Genomic DNA, 13,860 nt, shown 5'->3' with positions numbered 1-13,860 from the left:
GCTGGGTAATAAACCCGTCAGGGGTTTCTGGAATCTGTCGGCAAAGACGGAACGCCCGGAGGACGCGATGATCATTTGCCACCCACTGAAGCTGATCTTCATCAAAACCAAGAAGGTCGGCGGAACATCATTTGAAATTGCCCTTTCCAGCTTTTGCGACGACGACAGCATCATCACTCCGATTTAACCTGCGGACGAGCAAATCCGCGCAGGCCTGGGCTATCGGGGGGGGGGCGCAAAATGATCGCAGGCAGGTCTGGCCGGACGGAACCGAAACCGAAGCGCATTTCTACAATCACATTCCGGCCGGGCGCACGGGCACGACGTGGCTGGTGCAATTCCTCGGCGACAATCTGAACGTGGCGTCGAAACATGAACCCCTCGGGGTGTTGGATTTCGGCTCGCAGATGCCGGAAATCAGCCATATGCGCCGGTTCAACACCTTGGGCATGGACGCCTCCATGAACACCTTCTGGCAAAACAAGCTGGCCTCATTGCAAGCCCCCTATGCGGAAACCAATCACACCCTTGGCAAATGCGGCCTGATCGAGGCGCTGGCCGAAAGCGATCTGGCCGACCGCAGCACCCTGATCATCCTGCGCCGCGACCTGGCAAAGCAATGTGCAAGCTACGTCAGTCGGAATGATTTCCAGAACATCACCGTTGCCTGGCAATGGTATCTGGACATCAGCTATCCGAACATCATCGTGAACCCCGCGATCCTGCGCCCGATGGGGCAGATCGGCTGGACCCTCTGGTACGCTCTCGAGATGGAGCCGCGATACGCCTACTACGTGCTGAAATTCAGTGATCGGATAAACTTTGTCGAAACGCGCCTTGAAGAAGCGACAACACCACAAGGCGCAACAAGGCTGCTGGCGGCGTTGGGACACAAAGCCGAACCAACTCTGCCCCCCCAAACAGAATGCCGCACGGCTCAACAATCAGGTCACCGAGGCGCTGACAGCCGAAATCCGCAGAGTGCTCAATCGGATGAGGTTCGATCCGGTCGCCCTGGCGTCGGACTACATCAAGTCGGGAAAATCGCTGTCCGCCCCGGCAGCGCAAAACGCATTGGCTGCCTGAGGCAAAGCGACAAACGCCAAAGCCACCGCAAGCGTGTCTGCCCGCCGCGCGATGCCCGCGGCTGAGGGCATCCCGTCTTGACCCGGCCGCGAATTTGCCGCTCTGTGACCGCCAGCAAGCGGGGAGCGCATAAATGGAACAGGCAGAACCTCGCGCGGGCCGCGCCGCGCTGTGGATGCTGGGGGCAATTGTCTCCTTCTCTGCAATGGCGATTGCGGGACGCGAGGCCGGTCTGACACTGGATACCTTCGAGATCATGACCTACCGCAGTCTCGTCGGGGTTCTGATCGTGGTGGGCGTACTCACCTTCACCGGTCGCTGGCATCAGGTCAGCCGGGCCAGACTGGGCGTGCATCTTCTGCGCAATGCCTGCCATTTCACGGGCCAGAACCTGTGGTTCCTGGCAGTCACGCTGATCCCGCTGGCGCAGGTCTTTGCGCTGGAATTCACGTCGCCGCTCTGGGTCATCATCCTGTCGCCGCTCCTGCTGGGCGAGATCCTGACCCGTCGGCGGATGCTGGCCGTGGTACTGGGGTTTATCGGCATCCTGATCGTCGCGCGCCCCAGCCCGGAAACCGTGAACCTGGGCGTGTTGGCGGCCGCGGCCTGTGCGGTGTTCTTTGCGCTGACGGCGATCCTGACCAAGCGGTTGACCCGCAAGGAGCCGACCGCCTCGATCCTGTTGTGGCTCACCGTCATGCAGCTGGTCATGGGACTGCTGATGGCTGGCTGGGACGGCGACATGGCGCTGCCGTCCGCTGACGTCGTGCATTGGCTGGTGCTGATCGGCATTGCCGGTCTGACCGCGCATTTCTGCCTCACCACCGCGTTATCGCTGGCCCCTGCAAGCGTCGTCGTGCCGATCGATTTCGCCCGTCTGCCGACCATCGCCGTGCTGGGCATGGTGATCTACGGCGAGGCGCTGGATGCCTGGGTGCTGGGCGGCGCGGCGGTGATCTGCGTGGCAAATTACCTCAATATAGTTGCGCCCAAACCGCGTCCAACCGCCCTCAGCTGATGTATTTCGGCAAGTTTCCGTTCCGTTAACATTGATTTGGCAAAAAATCGGCGGTTACGGTTCTATGACAAGAAGCCGCACGTCGGCTTTTTCTGAGGGAGGAACAATGAAACGCTATCTTGCAACGTCAGCCGCGCTGGCGCTGGTTTCGGGCGGCGCAATGGCCAGCGGTCTGGACCGCACCGGCCAGCCCATCGGCATCATCTTCGAGGAAGGCTCCTACGTCGAGTTCTCCGCCGCGACCACATCGGTAGACCTGTCGGGCAATGACTTATCAGGTGGGGCAGCCTCCGGCGATGTCGGGGAACGCTTCAACATGTTCGGCGCAGGCTACAAGCGAGACATCAACGAGCAGCTGTCTTTCGCGCTTATCTTCGACCAGCCCTGGGGCGTGGATGTAAACTATCCTGTCGGCGGCTCTGCATTCTTGGGCGGCACCACCGCACAGGCGGATTCCAACGCGTTGACCGCCTTGCTGCGCTACAAGTTCAACGAACGTTTCAGTGTCCACGGCGGTATCCGCTATCAGGAGATCGACGGCGAGATTAACCTGGCCGGAACTTTCTACGGAGCAGCATTGCCAGCGCCTTTTAATTCCTACAACGTGAAAGTCGACAAGGACGGTGCGTTCGGCTGGGTTGCAGGCGTTGCATATGAGATTCCCGAAATCGCCTTGCGCGCCGCACTGACCTACAGCTCTGAAATCGAACATGACTTCGACTTGACCGAAACCTTCTCCGGGCCGGCAAGCGTAAGCGCAAACAGCTCGACAAAGACCAAGACTCCGCAGTCGGTCAATCTGGACTTCCAGACAGGCATTGCCGCAGACACGCTCCTGTTCGGCGGCATCCGCTGGGCAGAGCACAGTGTCACCGATCTGGTCCCCGGAAATTTCGGTCGCGACCTGATCGATTTGGACGACTCTTTCACCTACACTCTGGGCGTGGGGCGCAAGTTCAACGAGAACTGGTCCGGCTCCCTGGCATTGATCTATGCCGATGTGGACGGCGACCAGAACGTGTCGCCGCTGGCCCCGACGCATGGCTATGAGGCGATCCGTCTGGGCGTCCAGTACAAGCAGGACCAGATGACGGTCTCTGCCGGCATCCGCTACACCGACCTGGGGGATGCAGTTGCATCGCCCGGCGGCGTGCCGGTAGCCAACTTCCGCGATAACAAAGCGGTCAGCTTTGGCGTGAAAGTCGGCTACCACTTCTGAGCCACAGCGCGCACCGTACTGACAGCCCCGCCCCTGCTACAGGTGGCGGGGTTTTTCATGCCCTGTACCCGGCCCCGTCTGCGGCACGGGCGCGCATGGAATTGACCGCGCCTGCTCTGACGATTAGCAAGACGCGACACCTTCAGCGACTTTGAGACTTCGATGCTTTATTCTTCCGCACAGGACTGGCGCGACGCGCCCAACAAACGGGTGCTGTTCTTTGGCATGTCCGGGCTTGGCAAAACTTATGTCAGCAACATTCTGCGCGGCGCGGGCAGCTGGTTCCACTACTCGATCGATTACCGCATCGGCACCCGCTACATGGGTGAATACATCGCCGACAACGCCAAGGCCGAGGCGATGAAAGTGCCCTTCCTGCGCGAGCTGCTGCTGTCGGATTCGATCTATATCGGTTCCAACATCACCTTTGAGAATCTCACCCCCGTCGCGGCCTACCTCGGAAAACCGGGCGACACGACCAAGGGCGGTCTGCCGATAGATGAATACCGGCGCCGCCAGGAGCAGTTCCGCGTGGCGGAGATCCGCGCCCTGCTCGACACCCAGTATTTCCAGACCCGTGCGCAGCAGCTTTACGGCTACGACAATTTCATCTGCGACACCGGCGGCTCGATCTGCGAATGGGTCGATCCGGATGACCCCAATGACCACATCCTGTCGGAATTGTCGAAGCACACGCTGATGGTGTGGATCAAGGGCGATGAAAACCATACCGCGGAGCTGGTGCGCCGGTTCGACCGTGCGCCCAAGCCGATGTCCTACCAACCCCAGTTCCTCGACCGGGTCTGGCAAGAATATCTCAAGGAAAACGGTCTATCAGAAGCGAATGTGGACCCCGACGCCTTCATCCGCTGGACCTATGCACAGGCGCTGGCACACCGTCAGCCGCGCTATCAGGCGATGGCGGACAACTGGGGCATCACCGTGACTGCCGACCAGATCTCGGCCGTGCGCGACGAGGCCGGTTTCGTCGATTTGATCGCCACGGCTCTTGAGGACTGCCACTAGGTCGCCTATTTGTCAGCCTCCGCTATATCGTACACACATCCGCAAATCAGGACAGAACCATGCCCATCAAGATCCCCGCAGACCTTCCCGCCTATGACGTTCTGACGAACGAAGGCGTCATGGTCATGTCGCCGGATCAAGCGGCGCGTCAGGATATACGGCCATTGCGGATCGGGCTTTTGAACCTGATGCCCAAGAAGATCCAGACGGAGAACCAGTTCGCCCGGCTGATCGGCGCCACGCCCCTGCAGATCGAGCTGAGCCTGATCCGGATGAGCGAACACCGGACCCGAAACACCGCCGCCGAGCATATGGCCGAGTTCTATCGCCCCTTTCAGGAGGTGAAGCACGAGAAGTTCGACGGGCTTATCATCACCGGCGCGCCGATCGAACATCTGGAATTCACCGATGTCACCTACTGGGATGAAATGCGTGAGGTGTTCGACTGGACCCAGACCAACGTGCATTCCACCTTCGGCGTCTGCTGGGGGGGCATGGCGATGATCAACTATTTCCATGGCGTGAAGAAGCACATGCTGGACCACAAGGCCTTTGGCTGCTTCCGCCACCAGAACCTGGCGCCCGCGTCCCCCTACCTGCGCGGCTTCTCGGATGATTTCGTGGTGCCGGTCAGCCGCTGGACTGAGATGAAGCAGTCGGAGATCGATGCGGTGCCGGGGCTGAAGACGCTGCTGGGCAGTGACGAGGTCGGCCCCTGCCTGGTGGAAGACACCGCCCATCGCGCGCTCTACGTGTTCAATCATTTCGAGTATGACAATGACACGCTGAAGCAGGAGTACGACCGCGACGTGGCGAATGGCACCGCGATCAACGTGCCCGGAAACTACTACCCGGATGACGATCCGAGCCGCCAGCCACAGAACCGCTGGCGCAGCCACGCGCATCTGCTTTACGGCAACTGGATCAACGAAATCTACCAGACCACACCGTATGAGCTGGAGCGGATCGGCAGCTGAAACAGCTGCCTAGGGGCCGTCATTTGCGTAAAGGCATTTAACATTCCATAGTGCCTTCCCATATAAAGGGTTGAGGACAGAGGGGTTTTGCTTATGCAACTGCCATTTGACGGCGCCATCAGCAGCTATTGCAAGTCGGGCGCGCCCGAAGATATCCGCAAGGCGATCAAGACGGCGGACAAGGATGAAATCCTAAGCCCCAGCTACCCCTACCGGGAGCGGATGAAGCGCAAGACCTACGAGCAGGAACTCGAAGAGCTTCAGATCGAGCTGGTCAAACTGCAGGACTGGGTGCGGCGCAGCGGCACGCGGGTGGCGATCCTGTTTGAAGGTCGTGATGCCGCCGGCAAAGGCGGCACCATCAAGCGTTTCCGCGAGAATCTGAACCCTCGCGGTGCCCGCGTGGTTGCCCTGTCCAAACCCAGCGAGGCCGAGCGGAGCCAATGGTATTTCCAGCGCTACGTGCAGCATCTGCCCTCCGGCGGCGAGATCACCCTGTTTGACCGCAGCTGGTACAATCGGGCGGTCGTCGAAAAGGTCTTTGGCTTCTGCACGGACGAACAGCGCGAACACTTTTTTCACCAGGTTCCCGATTTTGAAAACGCGCTGGTCGATGACGGGATCCTTTTGTTCAAAATCTGGCTGAACGTTGGGCGCGCCGAACAATTGCGACGGTTCCTCGACCGGGAATCCGACCCTTTGAAGCAATGGAAGCTGAGCGCAATCGACGTGCAGGGGTTGCAGAAATGGGACGCGTATACGGCCGCAATTTCCGAGACATTTGCCCGCACCCACAGCCCCCAGGCTCCGTGGACGATCGTGCGGTCCGATGACAAGCGCCGCGCCCGGCTGGCCGTCATTCGACGGGTGCTCTCGGCGATCGACTACGACAACAAGGATCCCGACCGCGTGGGCGTTGCGGACCCGAAAATTTGCGGAGGCCCGGACATCTGGGATGCCTAAACGCGGCTATCATCACGGAAATCTGCGGCAAGCGCTGGTCGAAGCGGCGCTGCAACTGATTGAATCCAAAGGCCCGACCGGGTTCACCCTGTCAGAGGCTGCCAAGCAGGCGGGCGTCACACCGGCTGCGGTCTATCGTCATTTCAAGGGACGCGAGGACCTGATCGCCGAAGCCGGACGACAGGGCTATGTGATGTTCGCCGACCTGATGCAGCACGCCTATGAAAAATATCAGCCCTCGGCGTTGGCAGCCTTCGAAGCGACCGGCCGGGCCTATCTCGCCTTTGCCCGCAAGCATCCCGGCCATTACATCGCCATGTTCGAAAGCGGAATTTCCGTGAACCGCACACCGGAACTGGCTGATGCCGCGGCCCGGGCCAGATCCATTCTGGAACGTGCGGCGGCGGATCTCAGCCAGCATATTCCGGCGGAGAAACGTCCGCCGGCCTCGATGTTCTCGGCGCATGTGCTGGCGATGAGCCACGGCGTGGTCGAGCTTTATGCGCGAAACTCGCCCGGTGCGGCGTCGCCCTTCCCGGCCGAAGACCTGCTGGAAAGCGGCATCGGCATCTACCTGCGTGGGCTGGGTCTGATCGAACCGGACAGCTGAGGCACGCCCCGGCCTTCTCAGGCCGCGGCGTCATCCGAGAAGGTGACCAGGTCGTCGACGATGGACTGCAGTCCCTCAATCAACTCCACGGTGGGCTGCGCGGTCAGCAGCGGTGTCATCTCCCGGATCAGGGGCACGGGCAGGTCCCACCAGCGCAACCGTTGCAGCTTCGCGCAGACCGCTTCGTCGAATCGCTTGCGCATCCTTTGCGCCGGGTTGCCGCCCCAGACCTCGTAGGCGCCAATGTCTTCGGTCACCGTGGAATTGGGTCCGATGACCGCACCATCTCCAATGGTGACGCCTGCCAGCAGGGTCGCGTTGGCCCCGATCCAGACATCGTTGCCGATCACCACATCACCACTGCGCGGCGCGGCAGGGTGCACGTCCGGGCCGCCCATTTCCTCGGCAAAGACCGCACCAAACGGGAACGCCGTCAGACACTCGACCTGTGGTGCCGCTTCCATAAGGATCTGCACCCCCTCGCCGATCGTGCAGAACGAGCCGATCGAGACATTGGTGCCGCCGCCCTGCCCGCGGATCGACATGTCTTCATAGCCATGCGTAAAGCGGCCGATTTCGAGAGTACCATCGCCAATCGGCGCGGTTTTGAAACTGTCTGCTGATACCATTTATCCGGTCCATCCTTACGATCTGCATGAAAGTGCCGGACACTGTTTATGCAAACTTTCTAAAAGAAACCTGAAAATCCCCACCTGTGGTTGTCGACCACCCAAAGCTATCGCCCGTAGCCAGAGGCCAGAATGCGACCAGGGGCCAGAATGCGAAAAGGCCCGCCGAACGGCGGGCCTTTCCAAAAACTGTCTCGCTGCGAATTAACGCTTGGAGAACTGGAACGAACGGCGGGCTTTGGCCTTACCGTATTTCTTACGTTCCACCACACGGCTGTCGCGGGTCAGGAAGCCTGCCGCTTTCAGCGCGCCGCGCAGGGACGGATCGTACAGCTGCAGCGCCTTGGAGATGCCGTGCTTGACCGCACCGGCCTGACCGGACAGACCGCCGCCCTTGACGGTGGCGTAGACGTCGAACTCGCCTTCCACACCGGCAACCTGGAACGGCTGGCGCAGGATCATCTGCAGCACCGGACGGGCGAAGTACTTGTTGATTTCCTTGCCGTTCACCTCGACCTTGCCGGAGCCCGGCTTGATCCAGACGCGGGCAACAGCGTCTTTACGCTTGCCGGTGGCATAGGCGCGGCCCAGCTCGTCACGAACCGGCTCACGGGTGATGGTTTCTTCGGCCACTGCTTCCACACCGGTTGCAGCTGCGAGCTCTTCGAGAGTGTTGATCTGATCAGCCATCGATATCAGCTCCGGGTGTTTTTCTTGTTCATGGACTTGACGTCCAGAACTTCGGGGGCCTGGGCTTCATGCGGGTGCTCGGCACCGGCATAGATACGCAGGTTGGTCATCTGCTTGCGCGCCAGACGGTTGCCCGGCAGCATGCGCTTGACGGCCTGGAACACAACGCGCTCCGGGTGGGCACCTTCCAGGATTTCCTGTTTGGTGCGCGACTTGATGCCGCCCGGGTGGCCGGTGTGCCAGTAGAAGTGCTCGTCGCGCTTCTTGCCGGTCATCTGCACCTTGTCGGCGTTGATGATGATGACGTTGTCGCCCATGTCCATGTTCGGAGTGAAGGACGGCTTGTGCTTGCCACGCAGGCGCATGGCAACGATCGAGGCAAGACGGCCCAGAACAACGCCCTCGGCGTCGATCAGGATCCACTTCTTCTCGATATCTGCCGGAGTAGCAGAGAAGGTTTTCATGGCAGGTCAATCCTGTTTGTCGTGAAGGCAGAATCCCAAGGCGGGAGCGCCTGAATGCGATGGAGGGTGTTTACGGCTATCCACAGATCACGTCAACAGAGACAAACCACATAAAACCGTTCGTTTTCAACGGTTTAAAAATTAGGTATTATAATACCCCAAACCTAGACGCTGATCTGTTCCGGCGGATTGTCCAACAGGGCGCGCAGGCGCAGCATTGCCTCTTCGAACTGTTTCAGCGGCACATGGGCATTGACCGCGATACGGACCGCATGCGGCGCTCGCCCGTCGCGCAGGGCAAATTCATCCGCCGAGCGGATCTGCACCCCACGTGCCTCGGCTGCGCGGGTGAAAGCCGCGGCACGCCACCCCGACGGCAGCCGGAGCCACACGAAGGGCACGTCCGGGTTCCACGTCAGGTCGAAGGCCCCCAGCACATTCACCGCGACGCGCACATATCGCGCCATCTCGGCCCGCACCGCCGCCATCAACTCCGGCATCCGCGGATCGCTGAGCAGGATGCGAACCAGTTCCGCAAGCGGCTGGGCCAGCCCGAAATACCCATATTCGGCCACCCTGCGCAGATCCGCCGCGCGCCCTTCCGGCGCCAGGGCAAATCCGACCCTTAATGCCGGAGTGAGGAGCTTGGAGATCGAGGACACATGCCAGGCCAGCTCCGGCGCCAGCGCGCGGTAGCCAGGGGCACGGGCCTCGCCCAGGCGATAGCAGTCGTCCTCGATGATCTGCACGCCGTGGCGCCGGGCAATCTCGACGATCTGCTTGCGCCGGGCCAGGGGCGTGAACTGGCCGGTGGGGTTGTGAACCTCCGGGCTGGTGCACAGCACCGTCGCGCCACTCTTGCGGATTGCCAGTTCCATGGAATCAGGGCGGATGCCCTCTTCGTCCATGGCCACGCCGACGACCTGCGCGCGCAGAAGCTCTGCCGCGCGCCGAAACCCCGCATAGGTCAAGTCCTCGACCATGATGACCGGTTGCGGCCCTTTCAGGATTGCCTGCAGAACCACCATCAGGCCGTTCTGCCCACCATGCGTCAGGACCACGTCATTTTCGCTGACCGACCCCACCGGGGACTGTGACAACCATCTGGCAGCCACTTCGCGCACCGGACGGTAGGCATCGCGGGTGGGATAGTTCAGCAGCTTGTAAGCGTCGCACTCGGCGACTTTCTGCAAGGTCTCGCGTACCGCGGCGACCTGCCCCATATCCGCGATCCGCGGACTGAACAGACTGACATGTCCCGGGTCCTTCGCCTCCAGCAAGTGCAGCTGCCGCGACCATACGTCATCCTGAACCGGCGTCTTCCTGTGCGCTACAAATGTGCCGCGGCCGACCTCGGCCTCCAGCACGCCCTCATCCGTCAGGATACTATAGGCGCGGGCCACGGTGCCGGGCGTGATCCCCAGTTGATACGCCAGTTCGCGCACGGGGGGCAATTTTGTACCAGCCGTCAGGGCGCCGCTCTGAACTGCCGAACGGATTGTATCGGCGACCTTTTTATACTTGGGCCCTTTGCTGTCCCCAAGACTTTGCGGCCAAATTGTACCCATTACAATCGTTCCTTAGACAAAGTGTGTCGCAATTTGTATCAAAACAACACGACAAATCAACAGGATTGTACCAATACAATAACAAGGAATATCCCATGGCACAGTATCTGACCACCGCACAATCGAACATGTCCTACCTGGCCGGCCGCCGCGCGATGCCGGTTCTGGCACAATGGGCGGTGGCCTTCGCGGTAATGCTGACCAAGTGGAGCCTGCGCCAGCGCAGCCGCCGACAGCTCAAGCAGTTGAGCGACGCGCATCTGAAGGACATCGGGCTGACCCGCGAGGACGCCCATCATGAAGCCACTCTTCCGTTCTGGCGCCCGTGATCCCCTGGGCAAAGGAACTTCCTGACGGCCGGGGTTCGCCCCGGCCTTTTTTTTTCGCGCAGACCTGTCCCAGTCGGCAGGCAGCCATGCGTCCGGCGGGATGGCTGAAATTAGGTGTTGATCGAATCTGCCATGCATCCTAAACGCCGCCTCACTTTCGGTACCGATCCCAACCCCGGACTCTTATCCGGGGGGGCGCTAAGGGCCGGCTGGATTGTCATCTACTGGAACGAAGGGGAGTGTCATGACGGACGCCAACCTCTTCCAACTGGGGATCGGTCTGGAGACAGGCGCCCATGAGGAAGATACCGCCCGCGGTGTAAACACCGCTATTGCTGATTCTCTGGTCGACAGCGACCGCGAGGACCACTTTATCCGCAAGAACGGCAAGGTCTTTGCCGGCACACACCTGATCATCGAAGTGATGAAAGGCACCGGCCTGGACTGCGAGGAGCGGATCCAGAAAGCCTTCCGCCGCATGGTCGAGGTCTGTGGCGCCACCTTGCTGCACATCCACACCCACAAGTTCTCGCCGCAGGGCGTGTCCGGCGTGGCTGTGCTGGCCGAGAGCCACATCTCCGTCCACACCTGGCCCGAGATCGGCTATGGCGCGTTTGACGTGTTCATGTGCGGTGACGCCGAGCCGTGGAATGCGGTTGATGTCCTCAAGGAAGCCTTTGCCACCGACATGGTCGAGGTCCGCGAGCTGCTGCGCGGAGAGGAGCTGATCGCCAAGGAGATCGCGGCATGAGCAACACCGACAAGCAGGAGTGGATGACCGAACGGTTGCATGACCACTACGCCCAGTCCCTGCGCGTGGATGAAATGCTCTATGACAGCAACACCGAGCACCAGCGCCTGAAAGTGTTCCAGAACGGCCAATTCGGCCGCATCCTGACGCTCGACGACGTGGTGCAGACCACCGAAGGCGACAACTTCATCTACCACGAGATGCTGACCCATGTGCCGATCCTGGCGCATGGGGCTGCCAAGCGCGTGCTGATCATCGGCGGCGGCGACGGCGGCATGGCCCGCGCGGCGCTGCAGCACAAGTCGGTCGAACATGTCACCATGGTGGAGATCGACGCCGGCGTCGTGGATTTCTCGAAAGAGTATCTGCCGATGCTGAGCGACGGCGCCTTTGACGATCCGCGCCTGAACCTGGTGATCAACGACGGCGCGGTCTTCATGAAGGAGACCTCCGAGAAGTTCGACGTCATCATCGTTGATTCCACCGACCCGATCGGGCCGGGCGAGGTCCTGTTCACCGATACGTTCTATGGCCACGCCGCGCGCGCGCTGACCGAGGATGGCATCATCGTGACCCAGAACGGCGTGCCGTTCATGCAGGGCGATGAGCTGACCGGCACGCTGCGGGCCTTCCAGGCGCTGTTTGCCGATGCGTCCTGCTACCTCGCCACCATCCCGACCTATGCGGGCGGACCGATGGCCTTCGGCTGGGGAAGCCATTCGGACAAGGCGCGCAACGTCAGCCTCGCCGATCTGGAAGCGCGTTTCGCCGCCGCCGGGATTGAGACGGACTACTACAACCCCGAAGTTCACAAGGCGGCCTTCGCCCTGCCGAACTACGTGAAGAAATTGTTCCCGTAAGGGAGTGAACCAGGGGGCCGCGGCCCCCTTTTTCATGTCACGCTTTCCAGCTCTCAAAACAAGTGACGCGCGGACGCTCCGCGTCCGGGCCGTGCCCGTCCAGCCCGGAGGGCGGGCACGCTTTTGCGCTCCCGGTGCTAGCGCACCCTGCGGCCTCAAAAGCTCCGGTGGAGCTTTTGTAATACGGCCTCCGGCCCCTGCTCGGCCCCGGCCATGGGCGGTCCTGCCGCAACCCCGGCCAATCCCCTCTTGGCCTGACTGCCGGTCTTTGCTAGGCGACGCGGCAGCAAAACCCACATATGGCGGAATTCATGCAGCACCAGCCCATCCTTGTCGTCGACCGCGCCACCGGCGAAACCTTCGAAGAGGCCGTGCTGGGGGAAAAATGGATCCGCTGGGCCTACCAGAGCGCCAGTGCCCGGCCGGTGGAGAAACTGCTGTTCCGCTCCGCCCTGGTGAGCCGCCTGATGGGGGCCTGGTTCGACTCGCGGCTGTCGCGGACCAAGATCGCCAGGGTCGTCGAGGAACTCGGCATCGACATGAGTGAGGCCGCGCAACCGCAGGACAGCTTCACCTGTTTCAATGATTTTTTCATTCGCCACCTGAAACCCGAGGTCCGCCCCTACAGCGATGATCCAAGGGACATCGTCTCTCCCGCCGACGGACGGGTGCTGGTGTTTCCCGAACTGGCCGAAGACGTCTTTGTCCCGGTGAAGGGCCATCCGATGTCGGTACGCAGCATGCTGCCCGGCATCGCAGACCGCTTCATCGGCGGCGCGCTGGCCATCGTGCGGCTGTGCCCGGCGGATTACCACCGCTACCACTTCCCCGCCGACGGGCGCATCACGGACGCGCGCGACATAGACGGCGCGCTGCATTCGGTGAACCCGATCGCGCTGGGCGCTGGGCCGGATGTGTTCGGCGAAAACAAGCGCAGCTGGACCCTGATCGAGACGGACACCATCGGCAGCTATTGTTTTGTCGAGGTCGGCGCCTTCGGCGTCGGTTCCATCGTCAACACGCGCACCTCCGGCGCGGCGCGGAAGATGGAGGAAAAGGGCTACTTCAAATTCGGCGGTTCCACCGTGGTGGTGGTGTTCGAGCCGGGCAAGGTGCGCTTTGCCGAGGATCTGGTCGAAAACAGCGGCAAGGGCCGGGAGACGCTGATCAAACTGGGCCAGCCGCTGGCCACGGCCATCTAGCGTTTCGGCGGGATCGAATAGGTCATCGAGGCGCGCGCCACCGGCTCCGCCTGCCCCTCGGAATACATCAGCACATCCGCCACTGCCAGCACCCGCCCCAGTTTCAGAAGCCGCGCTTCGGCGATCATGTCAGTCTTGGCGGCAGGCTTGCGCATGAAATCGATGCTGCAGTTGGTGGTCACCGCCAGCGCCTCCGGCCCCAGCCGCGACAGGATCAGCGCATAGACCGCGCAATCGGCCAGCGCGAACATCGACGGCCCCGACACCGTGCCTCCCGGGCGCAGGTGGCGCTCGCCGGTCAGCAGCCGCATCCGCAGAGTCTGCCCGTCCATCGTTTCAATCGCGAAGTCATCCCGCACCTGCGGAAAAATCTCATGCAGGTACTGTGTCAGCCCCGCCACGTCAAAAACCAGCGTCATGCTTTTCCTTTCGCCTGTGCCCGAATAATGTTTCCGCAAGCCAGAGGAG

16 protein-coding genes are annotated in these 13,860 nt (G+C 61.4%); 11 read left to right on the top strand and 5 right to left on the bottom strand.

The genetic code is table 11. From position 1 onward, the window contains the following. Positions 1–131 precede the first annotated feature (131 nt). From AB9K35_RS20710 to AB9K35_RS20680, 7 genes are all read left to right on the top strand, one after another. The gene (locus AB9K35_RS20710; protein WP_369929075.1) at positions 132–1,151 is read left to right on the top strand and encodes a hypothetical protein; all 1,020 of its coding nucleotides are present in this window, start codon (positions 132–134) and stop codon (positions 1,149–1,151) included. Between the two features lie 68 nt (positions 1,152–1,219). Further along, positions 1,220–2,104 (top strand): DMT family transporter, encoded by an 885-nt coding sequence (locus AB9K35_RS20705; RefSeq protein WP_369929073.1) that lies wholly within the window; start codon positions 1,220–1,222, stop codon positions 2,102–2,104. Positions 2,105–2,210: 106 nt separating this feature from the next. Continuing rightward, complete coding sequence (locus tag AB9K35_RS20700; RefSeq protein ID WP_369929071.1) at positions 2,211–3,323, top strand: OmpP1/FadL family transporter; 1,113 nt, start codon at positions 2,211–2,213, stop codon at positions 3,321–3,323. A 162-nt stretch (positions 3,324–3,485) separates the two neighbouring features. Beyond that, positions 3,486–4,349, top strand: coding sequence for an ATPase (locus AB9K35_RS20695; RefSeq protein ID WP_369929069.1), 864 nt, complete (start codon positions 3,486–3,488; stop codon positions 4,347–4,349). Between the two features lie 59 nt (positions 4,350–4,408). After that, entirely contained in the window at positions 4,409–5,326 is a 918-nt protein-coding gene (gene metA, locus AB9K35_RS20690; protein ID WP_369929067.1) for a homoserine O-succinyltransferase, read from the top strand. A 93-nt stretch (positions 5,327–5,419) separates the two neighbouring features. Beyond that, positions 5,420–6,289 carry a polyphosphate kinase 2 gene (gene ppk2, locus AB9K35_RS20685; protein ID WP_369929065.1) on the top strand — a complete coding sequence of 290 codons (870 nt, stop codon included), beginning with the start codon at positions 5,420–5,422 and terminating at the stop codon, positions 6,287–6,289. Next, positions 6,282–6,899: a TetR/AcrR family transcriptional regulator gene (locus AB9K35_RS20680; protein ID WP_222453293.1), complete on the top strand. Its 618-nt coding sequence runs from the start codon at positions 6,282–6,284 to the stop codon at positions 6,897–6,899. Before ppk2 ends, AB9K35_RS20680 begins: the two co-directional genes overlap by 8 nt. Before the next feature lie 17 nt (positions 6,900–6,916). On the opposite strand, the gene AB9K35_RS20675 is transcribed toward AB9K35_RS20680, so the two are convergent. The 4 genes from AB9K35_RS20675 to AB9K35_RS20660 all read right to left on the bottom strand — a co-directional run bounded on the left by AB9K35_RS20675 (position 6,917) and on the right by AB9K35_RS20660 (position 10,250). Further along, positions 6,917–7,528 (bottom strand): CatB-related O-acetyltransferase, encoded by a 612-nt coding sequence (locus tag AB9K35_RS20675; protein ID WP_369929062.1) that lies wholly within the window; start codon positions 7,526–7,528, stop codon positions 6,917–6,919. Between the two features lie 204 nt (positions 7,529–7,732). Beyond that, on the bottom strand, positions 7,733–8,218 hold the full coding sequence (rpsI, locus tag AB9K35_RS20670) for a 30S ribosomal protein S9 (protein WP_222453295.1): 486 nt from the start codon (positions 8,216–8,218) through the stop codon (positions 7,733–7,735). A 5-nt stretch (positions 8,219–8,223) separates the two neighbouring features. Beyond that, positions 8,224–8,682: a 50S ribosomal protein L13 gene (gene rplM / locus AB9K35_RS20665; RefSeq protein ID WP_222453296.1), complete on the bottom strand. Its 459-nt coding sequence runs from the start codon at positions 8,680–8,682 to the stop codon at positions 8,224–8,226. A gap of 164 nt (positions 8,683–8,846) precedes the next feature. Beyond that, positions 8,847–10,250, bottom strand: a complete 1,404-nt coding sequence (locus AB9K35_RS20660; RefSeq protein ID WP_369929060.1) for a PLP-dependent aminotransferase family protein — start codon at positions 10,248–10,250, stop codon at positions 8,847–8,849. Between the two features lie 95 nt (positions 10,251–10,345). Here AB9K35_RS20660 and AB9K35_RS20655 point away from each other — a divergent pair, with 95 nt between their 5' ends. The 4 genes from AB9K35_RS20655 to asd all read left to right on the top strand — a co-directional run bounded on the left by AB9K35_RS20655 (position 10,346) and on the right by asd (position 13,392). After that, entirely contained in the window at positions 10,346–10,579 is a 234-nt protein-coding gene (locus AB9K35_RS20655) for a DUF1127 domain-containing protein (RefSeq protein ID WP_369929058.1), read from the top strand. A 244-nt stretch (positions 10,580–10,823) separates the two neighbouring features. Further along, positions 10,824–11,330, top strand: coding sequence for an adenosylmethionine decarboxylase (speD, locus tag AB9K35_RS20650; RefSeq protein ID WP_222453299.1), 507 nt, complete (start codon positions 10,824–10,826; stop codon positions 11,328–11,330). Further along, complete coding sequence (speE, locus tag AB9K35_RS20645; protein ID WP_222453300.1) at positions 11,327–12,190, top strand: polyamine aminopropyltransferase; 864 nt, start codon at positions 11,327–11,329, stop codon at positions 12,188–12,190. Before speD ends, speE begins: the two co-directional genes overlap by 4 nt. A gap of 311 nt (positions 12,191–12,501) precedes the next feature. After that, positions 12,502–13,392: an archaetidylserine decarboxylase gene (gene asd / locus AB9K35_RS20640; RefSeq protein WP_369929055.1), complete on the top strand. Its 891-nt coding sequence runs from the start codon at positions 12,502–12,504 to the stop codon at positions 13,390–13,392. On the opposite strand, the gene AB9K35_RS20635 is transcribed toward asd, so the two are convergent. Further along, positions 13,389–13,811, bottom strand: coding sequence for a PaaI family thioesterase (locus AB9K35_RS20635; protein WP_369929053.1), 423 nt, complete (start codon positions 13,809–13,811; stop codon positions 13,389–13,391). The genes asd and AB9K35_RS20635 overlap by 4 nt on opposite strands. Between the last annotated feature and the right edge of the window lie 49 nt (positions 13,812–13,860).

This window comes from Leisingera sp. XS_AS12 (assembly GCF_041224635.1).
In the GTDB taxonomy this organism is placed as follows: domain Bacteria; phylum Pseudomonadota; class Alphaproteobacteria; order Rhodobacterales; family Rhodobacteraceae; genus Leisingera.
The sequence above is the reverse complement of the archived record's forward strand: the minus strand, read 5'-3'. Positions and strand labels throughout refer to the sequence as shown.

Bases quoted from the DNA above. Each gene is read 5' to 3' on its own strand.
- rplM (WP_222453296.1), bottom strand. From the start codon at position 8,682: ATGAAAACCTTCTCTGCTACTCCGGCAGATATCGAGAAGAAGTGGATC.
- asd (WP_369929055.1), top strand. From the start codon at position 12,502: ATGCAGCACCAGCCCATCCTTGTCGTCGACCGCGCCACCGGCGAAACC.
- AB9K35_RS20695 (WP_369929069.1), top strand. From the start codon at position 3,486: ATGCTTTATTCTTCCGCACAGGACTGGCGCGACGCGCCCAACAAACGG.
- AB9K35_RS20675 (WP_369929062.1), bottom strand. From the start codon at position 7,528: ATGGTATCAGCAGACAGTTTCAAAACCGCGCCGATTGGCGATGGTACT.
- AB9K35_RS20705 (WP_369929073.1), top strand. From the start codon at position 1,220: ATGGAACAGGCAGAACCTCGCGCGGGCCGCGCCGCGCTGTGGATGCTG.
- metA (WP_369929067.1), top strand. From the start codon at position 4,409: ATGCCCATCAAGATCCCCGCAGACCTTCCCGCCTATGACGTTCTGACG.
- ppk2 (WP_369929065.1), top strand. From the start codon at position 5,420: ATGCAACTGCCATTTGACGGCGCCATCAGCAGCTATTGCAAGTCGGGC.
- AB9K35_RS20660 (WP_369929060.1), bottom strand. From the start codon at position 10,250: ATGGGTACAATTTGGCCGCAAAGTCTTGGGGACAGCAAAGGGCCCAAG.
- speD (WP_222453299.1), top strand. From the start codon at position 10,824: ATGACGGACGCCAACCTCTTCCAACTGGGGATCGGTCTGGAGACAGGC.
- speE (WP_222453300.1), top strand. From the start codon at position 11,327: ATGAGCAACACCGACAAGCAGGAGTGGATGACCGAACGGTTGCATGAC.
- rpsI (WP_222453295.1), bottom strand. From the start codon at position 8,218: ATGGCTGATCAGATCAACACTCTCGAAGAGCTCGCAGCTGCAACCGGT.
- AB9K35_RS20700 (WP_369929071.1), top strand. From the start codon at position 2,211: ATGAAACGCTATCTTGCAACGTCAGCCGCGCTGGCGCTGGTTTCGGGC.
- AB9K35_RS20655 (WP_369929058.1), top strand. From the start codon at position 10,346: ATGGCACAGTATCTGACCACCGCACAATCGAACATGTCCTACCTGGCC.
- AB9K35_RS20635 (WP_369929053.1), bottom strand. From the start codon at position 13,811: ATGACGCTGGTTTTTGACGTGGCGGGGCTGACACAGTACCTGCATGAG.
- AB9K35_RS20680 (WP_222453293.1), top strand. From the start codon at position 6,282: ATGCCTAAACGCGGCTATCATCACGGAAATCTGCGGCAAGCGCTGGTC.